Annotated in this window: 8 protein-coding genes; 6 read left to right on the forward strand and 2 right to left on the reverse strand. The window is 42.8% G+C overall.

Going from position 1 to position 8,072, the window contains the following annotated elements:
• From ilvC to STRDD04_RS06345, 4 genes are all read left to right on the forward strand, one after another.
• The coding region (ilvC, locus tag STRDD04_RS11465; RefSeq protein ID WP_231853900.1) for a ketol-acid reductoisomerase at positions 1–637 on the forward strand (637 nt) is incomplete at its 5' end.
• A 66-nt stretch (positions 638–703) separates the two neighbouring features.
• Positions 704–1,954 carry a threonine ammonia-lyase IlvA gene (gene ilvA, locus STRDD04_RS06335; protein WP_062200372.1) on the forward strand — a complete coding sequence of 417 codons (1,251 nt, stop codon included), beginning with the start codon at positions 704–706 and terminating at the stop codon, positions 1,952–1,954.
• 93 nt (positions 1,955–2,047) lie between these two features.
• Complete coding sequence (locus STRDD04_RS06340; protein WP_037616125.1) at positions 2,048–2,947, forward strand: SPFH domain-containing protein; 900 nt, start codon at positions 2,048–2,050, stop codon at positions 2,945–2,947.
• Between the two features lie 105 nt (positions 2,948–3,052).
• A complete protein-coding gene (locus STRDD04_RS06345) occupies positions 3,053–3,268 on the forward strand; it encodes a capsule biosynthesis transcriptional regulator (protein ID WP_001130035.1) in 216 nt (71 codons plus the stop codon).
• 90 nt (positions 3,269–3,358) lie between these two features.
• On the opposite strand, the gene STRDD04_RS06350 is transcribed toward STRDD04_RS06345, so the two are convergent.
• Positions 3,359–4,099, reverse strand: coding sequence for an amino acid ABC transporter ATP-binding protein (locus tag STRDD04_RS06350; protein ID WP_062200374.1), 741 nt, complete (start codon positions 4,097–4,099; stop codon positions 3,359–3,361).
• On the reverse strand, positions 4,096–5,661 hold the full coding sequence (locus STRDD04_RS06355; RefSeq protein WP_062200377.1) for an ABC transporter substrate-binding protein/permease: 1,566 nt from the start codon (positions 5,659–5,661) through the stop codon (positions 4,096–4,098). Before STRDD04_RS06355 ends, STRDD04_RS06350 begins: the two co-directional genes overlap by 4 nt.
• Positions 5,662–5,788: 127 nt before the next feature.
• On the opposite strand from STRDD04_RS06355, the gene STRDD04_RS06360 reads away from it, so the two are divergent.
• The gene (locus STRDD04_RS06360) at positions 5,789–7,684 is read left to right on the forward strand and encodes a DUF2207 domain-containing protein (protein ID WP_062200379.1); all 1,896 of its coding nucleotides are present in this window, start codon (positions 5,789–5,791) and stop codon (positions 7,682–7,684) included.
• Positions 7,685–7,772: 88 nt separating this feature from the next.
• On the forward strand, positions 7,773–8,072 hold a 300-nt coding region (locus tag STRDD04_RS11470; RefSeq protein WP_331710268.1), incomplete at its 3' end, for an undecaprenyl-diphosphate phosphatase.

Raw genomic sequence — 8,072 nt, forward strand, 5'->3', positions numbered from 1 at the left:
TCCTAAGGGACCTGGCCACCTGGTGCGCCGTACCTTTGAAGAGGGCTTTGGTGTACCAGCTCTTTATGCAGTTTACCAAGATGCGACTGGAAATGCTAAAGACATCGCTATGGATTGGTGTAAGGGGGTTGGTTGTGCCCGTGTTGGCTTACTTGAAACAACTTATAAAGAAGAAACAGAAGAAGATCTCTTTGGTGAACAAGCCGTTCTCTGCGGTGGCTTGACTGCCCTGATTGAAGCTGGATTTGAAGTCTTGACCGAAGCTGGCTATGCACCAGAATTGGCTTACTTTGAAGTTCTTCACGAAATGAAACTCATCGTTGACTTGATTTACGAAGGTGGCTTCAAGAAGATGCGCCAATCTATCTCAAATACAGCTGAATATGGGGACTATGTATCTGGTCCGCGCGTGATTACAGAGCAAGTGAAAGAAAATATGAAAGCCGTTCTTGCGGATATTCAAAATGGTAAATTCGCAAACGACTTCGTAAACGACTACAAGGCAGGTCGTCCGAAATTAACTGCTTACCGCGAACAAGCGGCTAACCTTGAAATTGAAAAAGTCGGTGCTGAATTGCGTAAAGCGATGCCATTCGTTGGTAAAAACGATGACGATGCTTTCAAAATCTACAACTAAGATCGTGTGGGGAACTCAGCTGGCAAGCCAGCTGAGTTTGTTTAACCTATTTGGAAAGGAAAAGGAATGTTAACAGCAAAAGATATCATCCGTGCCCATAAGGTACTAAAAGATGTCGTTGTCAATACGCCGCTTGATTATGATCATTATTTGTCAGAGAAGTATGGAGCTAAGATTTATCTAAAAAAAGAAAATTCTCAACGTGTGCGCTCCTTCAAAATCCGTGGAGCCTATTATGCCATTTCTCAGTTGAGCAAGGAGGAACGCGAACGTGGAGTTGTGTGTGCTTCTGCGGGTAATCATGCTCAGGGAGTAGCTTATACTTGTAATGAAATGAAAATTCCAGCGACAATTTTTATGCCCATTACGACTCCCCAGCAGAAAATCAGTCAGGTCCGCTTTTTTGGTGGGGACTTTGTGACTATCAAGCTAGTAGGTGACACTTTTGACGCTTCTGCTCGTGCAGCCATGGAATTTACCCGAGTAGAGAATCGGACTTTTATCGATCCTTTTGATAATGTTCATGTTCAGGCTGGTCAGGGAACGGTTGGCTATGAAATCTTAGATGATGCGGCTCGAGAATCCATTGATTTAGACCTAGTTTTGGTGCCAGTAGGTGGCGGTGGTCTCATCGCAGGCGTATCCACTTATATTAAGGAAACCCAGCCACAGATTGAGATTATTGGAGTAGAGGCCAATGGAGCCCGTAGCATGAAGGCTGCTTTCGATGCAGGCGGTCCAGTCAAACTTAAAGAAATTGATAAATTTGCGGATGGCATTGCGGTGCAGAAAGTCGGCTCTTTGACTTACGAAGTAACGCAAAAAAATGTCGAAACCCTTATCGGGGTTGATGAAGGTCTGATTTCAGAAACGCTGATTGACCTCTATTCTAAGCAGGGAATCGTAGCGGAACCTGCAGGGGCGGCTAGTGTGGCGGCCTTGGAAGTGTTGCGTGAATATATCAAAGGAAAAACGGTTTGCTGTATCATTTCTGGAGGTAATAATGATATTAACCGCATGCCGGAGATGGAAGAGCGTGCCCTTATTTATGATGGGATCAAACACTACTTTGTGGTAAACTTCCCGCAGCGACCAGGTGCCTTACGTGAATTTGTAAATGATATTTTAGGGCCAAATGATGATATCACCCGATTTGAATATATCAAACGAGCCAGCAAAGGGACAGGTCCAGTCTTGATTGGGATTGCACTGGCAAACAAGTATGACTATGCTGCACTGATTAATCGGATTGAGCAGTTTGACCCATCCTTCATCAATCTGAACGGAAATGAAACTCTTTATAATATGTTGGTCTGAACCTAAAGATATTTTAGCAAAACTCTGCTTTTTAATTGCAAGCGATTGAGGAGTGTGCTAGAATATACTATATTAAATTAAGGAGATGTGATTATGTTTTTAAGTCTATTCTTTTTCTTCTTTCTCATTCTCTTGGTTCTTTTTGGAATACTAGTCCTCAGCTCGCTCTACGTTGTGCGTCAGCAGTCTGTTGCCATCATTGAGCGTTTTGGACGCTACCATAAGACCAGCACAAGTGGGATGAATATTCGTTTGCCTTTGGGAATTGACAAAATTGCCGCTCGTGTCCAGTTACGTTTGTTGCAGAGTGACATTATTGTTGAGACCAAGACTCAGGACAATGTCTTTGTGACCATGAATGTTGCGACCCAGTATCGGGTAAATGAACACAATGTCACAGATGCTTACTATAAACTCATGCGGCCAGAAGCGCAGATTAAGTCTTACATCGAAGATGCTCTGCGTTCCTCTGTTCCTAAACTGACCTTGGACGAGCTATTTGAAAAGAAAGACGAGATTGCCTTAGAAGTTCAAAAGCAGGTGGCTGAAGAAATGTCCACTTATGGCTATATCATTGTCAAAACCTTGATCACTAAGGTTGAGCCAGATGCGGAAGTCAAGCAGTCCATGAATGAAATTAACGCGGCGCAGCGCAAGCGTGTTGCCGCTCAGGAATTGGCGGAAGCAGATAAGATCAAAATCGTCACTGCGGCTGAGGCTGAGGCTGAGAAAGACCGTCTGCACGGGGTTGGTATTGCAGAGCAGCGGAAGGCTATTGTGGATGGCTTGGCAGATTCTATTAAAGAGTTGAAAGGCGCAAATATTGAGTTGACAGAAGAACAGATCATGTCCATTTTGTTGACCAATCAATATCTTGATACATTGAATAATTTTGCAGATAAACCTGGCAATAATACGCTTTTCCTTCCAGCGAATCCAGAAGGGGTAGAAAGTATTAGAACACAGATACTTTCAGCCCTCAAAGCAAAATAAAGAATTTTCAGAAATATTTAATTTGTTAGAATATGGTTTTTTATGTTGACAAACTGTATAAAAACAATTATAGTAGTTATCGAAATAAATAGAGAGGAGTAAGAAATGGCTAAATCGAATTTTGAAAAAGTAGAATCAGTTGTTGGTTGGGTTCGTGACAAAAAAATTACAGGTTACCGTATTAGTAAAGAAACAAACGCGCGTGAAATGTCAATTATTGCTCTTGCTCAAGGACGGGCAAAAGTAAAGAATATTTCTTTTGAAACAGCTCTTGGCTTGATTGATTTCTACGACAAAAATCATGAAAAGTTTGAAGATTAATCTTCAAAAAGTGGGGAAACCCGCTTTTTTTGTTTTTGTAAATAAAAACAAAAGACGGTTGAGTTTTGACCGTCTTGTGTTGTAAATTGTTTATTTCAAAAATCGCTGTAGGAATTCTTTTGTCCGTTCTTCTTTAGGATTGGTAAAGAATTCTTGCGGAGTGCCTTCCTCTGCAATGACTCCTTTATCCATGAAAATAACACGGTTGGAAACATCACGGGCGAACTCCATTTCGTGGGTCACGACAATCATGGTCAGGCCTTCTTTAGCCAATTCTTTCATGATTTTCAGAACTTCGCCGACCATTTCTGGGTCAAGAGCTGAAGTTGGTTCATCAAAAAGGATAGCATCAGGATTCATGGAAAGCGCACGCGCAATGGCAACCCGCTGTTTTTGTCCACCAGAGAGCTGTTTAGGTTTGGCTTGCCAGTAGAGCTCACCCATACCTACCTTTTCCAGATTTTCTTTGGCAATCTTTTCTGCCTCAGCACGCTCTCTTTTGAGTACGGTTGTCTGAGCTACGATGGTATTTTCCAGCACATTGAGATTTTCAAAAAGATTGAAACTTTGGAACACCATACCTAATTTTTCGCGGTAATGAGTCAAGTCGTAATTTTCATCCAAGACATTTTTCCCGCGATAGAGAATTTCGCCAGCAGTAGGTGTTTCGAGGAGGTTGATGGAGCGGAGAAAAGTTGATTTTCCGCTACCAGAACTTCCGATAATGGAGATAACTTCGCCCTTGCGGACAGTCAGAGAAATGTCTTTCAAGACTTCATTCTCTCCGTAGGATTTTTTGAGATGTTTGATTTCTAAAATTGTTTCGGTCATTGTTTCAATTCTCCCGTCTGCATTTGATTGGCACCTGTTGTGTAATGATCTGTGTCAAACTTCCGCTCGATGAAACGTAAGATTCGAGTGACGGTAAAGGTCAAGACAAAGTAAATAACTGCGATAATGGTGAAAGTTTGGAAATACTGATAAGTCTGAGTTGCAATCGTATTTCCTGAGAAGTAGAGCTCCACCACGGAGATGACATTCAGGACGGATGTATCCTTGATATTGATGACAAATTCATTACCAGTTGCAGGCAAAATGTTGCGGACCACCTGTGGCAGGACAACCTTACGCATGGTTTGGCCGTGGGTCATTCCTAGTGCAGTAGCTGCTTCGAATTGTCCCTTGTCAACGGCAAAGATACCACCGCGGACAATTTCACTCATGTAGGCACCAGTATTTATAGAAACGATAAAGATGGCTGCAGCTGTCCGGTCAATCGAAATGCCAAAAGCTTGGGCTGTTCCATAGTAGATGACCATAGACTGTACAATCATTGGTGTACCGCGGAAAACTTCGATATAGATATTCAAGAACCAACCGAATAGTTTTTGTAGGGAAGCTAAAACTTTATTTTTGGAAACGGGTGCTGTCCGGTAAACTCCAATCAGCAAGCCGATCAGGAGACCAGCAACTGTCCCTGTGATGGAAATGAGCAAGGTCAAGCCAGCTCCGCGTACAAACTGTGGCCAGTTCTCTTTCCAAATCTTCAGTACTTGATTGAAGAAGGTATCATCAGCATCGTCTGTATCGGTGTCCACAGGCTGAGTTTTGATCATCTGATCCATCAGTTTCACTTGGTCATCCATTGAGATTTTAGCGATGGCAGCATTGGCTTGGTCAATTCGACTGTCACCTTTACGCATACCGATGGCAATTGAGGCGTCTTCTTCGCTAACATCAAAACCTTGCTTGAATTGGATCATTTTGAACTTAGAATTAGCAGCTTCGGCTGTCAAGGCTTCAGGGCGCTCGGAGATATAGCCATCAATGACGCCAGATTCCAAGGCTTGGCGCATTTGCGCAAAGTCCCCCATAGCTGTTTCTTGCTTGGCTCCAGGCAGCTGGGAAATCAGATTGTAAAGATAAACTCCTTGTTGGGAAGTGATTTTGGCATCTTTGAAGTCTTCGAGAGTCTTGGCTTTGGCGTAGTCACCGTCTTTTCGAACGAGCACAACAGGCTCACTGGTGTAGTAGCTGTCAGAAAAAGCGATTTCTTTTTTACGTTCAGCCGTTGGGCTCATACCAGCGATAATCATATCGATTTTACCAGATGTCAAGGCTGGAATCAGTCCATTCCAAGAAGTCTTTACAACCAGTGGTTCCTTGCCCATTTCCTGAGCAATTTTCTTAGCAATTTGGACATCATAGCCATTGGCATATTGATTTGTCCCTTCGATTTTGACAGCTCCGTTTGAATCATCATCCTGTGTCCAGTTGAAAGGAGCATAGGCCGCTTCCATCCCAATTCGGAGATAGTCATCTGCCTGAGCCACAGTGAGGGTTCCCAGACAGACGAGGAGGGCTGTAAATAAGGTTAAAATGAACTTTTTCATATTCTCTCCTAGTCCTTCTAAAATTGTTTTCTCTATTCTACCGAAAAATACGGCGCTTTTCAATCCCAGTAAGCCCTTACTTAAGAAAAATGCTATAATAGAATAAGTATAGAAAGGATATTGAGTTATGAAAAAGTATTTGTCTGGAATTTTTGTCCTTCTTTTAAGTTTTTTCTTTGTTGGGACGGTGTCGGCTTTGGACTATCAAATCCAGTCCTATCAAGGGGATTTGGAAATCCATGCTAATAATACCGCAACCTACACAGAGCGGGTTACTTATCATTTTGATGATGATTACAACGGCCAGTTTGTTTCGCTGGGCTCTGCTGGGAAAATGCCAGAAGGATTTTCTATTGATTCAAATCCAACGATCTCCGTAAAAACAAATGGAATCGCAAAGTCTAACTTTGAGCCACAAATCACAGATTTAGGAGATGGTTACGAGGTCAAGATTTACAATGCTGGTCAAGAAGGGGACACGGTCACTGTAACAGTCACCTGGAAATTGAGTAATCTTCTTTTTCTTCATAAGGATATTGCTGAGCTAAAGTGGACTCCTATCAGTGATTGGGAAGAGAAGATTAAAAGTGTTAGGATTAAGGTTTGGGGCCTAGGAAGCTGGTCTACAACAGAGATGTATGCTCATACAGGTTATTTTGGGCAGCCGACTGTTGTAGATAGGAATGGTGCTGACTATTGGATTCAGCTCTCTCATTTACCTAGTGGGAAGAAAGTCGAATTGCATGGATACTGGGATCGGCAGGCCCTCCATCAGGTTGCCCAGAATCCGACGGAAACTGACTATCTGAAAAAATTTCAAGAAATTGAAGAGAAGATTGTGGCTCAGACCAAGTTTTATCATCGCTCGGGAGAAGTTTATCTGCCTCTCTTAGCCTTGTTTTTGCTGATAGCTTCGGGAATATGTTATCTGATTTTTCGTTATAAGATTCGACCTAGAAAGAATTTCCCCAAAAACGCTCGACTTTATGAAGCTCCGCAAAATCTCGCCCCGCTGGTTCTAGCGGCTAATATCTTTGCCGTGGATATGGAGGAAGTCGATCCGACAAATGGCGGACGAGCTTGTTTAAAATTTGAAAATCTGGTGCAGGCTAGCCTGCTGGATCTGATGGATCGAGGCCATATCCAGCTTTTGGGAGATGCCGATAAGCCGATCCTGAAGCTAGTTTCTAAAGAAGGGTTGTCAGATTTTGAAGGTCAGTTCCTGAAGATGGCTTTTGGGAAAAATAAACAAGCGGCAGTAGCGGATTTGTTTGAAGATTACCAAATTTCAGAAGAACTTTATAAAAATAAAAAAGCAAAAGACGAGGCACAAATTCGCCAAATTGGAAGTAGCATTAAAAATCGTTTTACGGCTAATCTACAGACCTTGTCTGACCAAGTACGCCTGGAAACTCAACGTCTGAACTTGCTGGACCACTATCGCCCATTAAACCGAGAAGAAAAATTATTATTTAGAACAGCACTGACTGCCAGTTTTCTTTCCTTTGGGACATCTCTGCTGACTTTCTTGGCCTTTCTGCTGGCTTTAGATGGCATTATCTGGTCTTCTATTCCACTGGGCGGGCTTGCTTTTCTTACGGGTTCTCTACTGATAAAAGATTTGCAGAGCTATCAGCGTGATGGTATTTTGAGTGAAGAAGGAGCCTACGATTTTTATCTCTGGAAGAGCTTTGCCAATATGCTGCGTGACATTGCTCACCTAGATAAGACAGAGGTGGAGGGAATCATTCTGTGGAACCGTCTCTTGGTCTATGCTACGCTCTTTGGTTATGCGGATCGTGTCAGTCGCGTGATGAAACTGCGCCAGATTTCCTTGGGAAATGCTTCGATGGATGGCTATGTACAATATAATCTGCACCCTCTTTTCTATGCAAGTTCCCACAGTTTTTTAAATTATGGTCATATTGCTTCAACGGCCAGTCATTTCTCGGTTTCATCGGGAGGTAGTGGTGGCGGTGGCTTCTCTGGCGGAGGCGGAGGCGGAGGTGGCGGAGCCTTTTGATAAAAAGCTAGCGAAAGGCTCTGGGAGAACTTCCCCTCTCCCCCAATATATGGTATAATAAGTGCTAAAGTTGTTTTAGGAGTTAGATATGTTTATCGTTGAAATATTGAAATCCATCATTTATGGAATTGTTGAGGGAATTACGGAGTGGCTGCCGATTTCGAGCACTGGCCACTTGATTCTGATTCAAGATTTTATCAAGTATAAAAATGAAAATCCAGCCTTCATGGAGATGTTCAATGTGGTCATCCAGCTGGGAGCTATTTTGGCTGTTGTTGTGATTTATTTTGATAAGCTGAATCCTTTTAAGCCTGGTAAAACTGCGCGGGAAATTCGTCGCACGTGGCAGTTGTGGGCTAAGGTAGTGGTAGCAGCTTTCCCTGCAGCT

This window comes from Streptococcus sp. DD04 (genome assembly GCF_001578725.1).
Taxonomy (GTDB): Bacteria; Bacillota; Bacilli; order Lactobacillales; family Streptococcaceae; genus Streptococcus; species Streptococcus sinensis.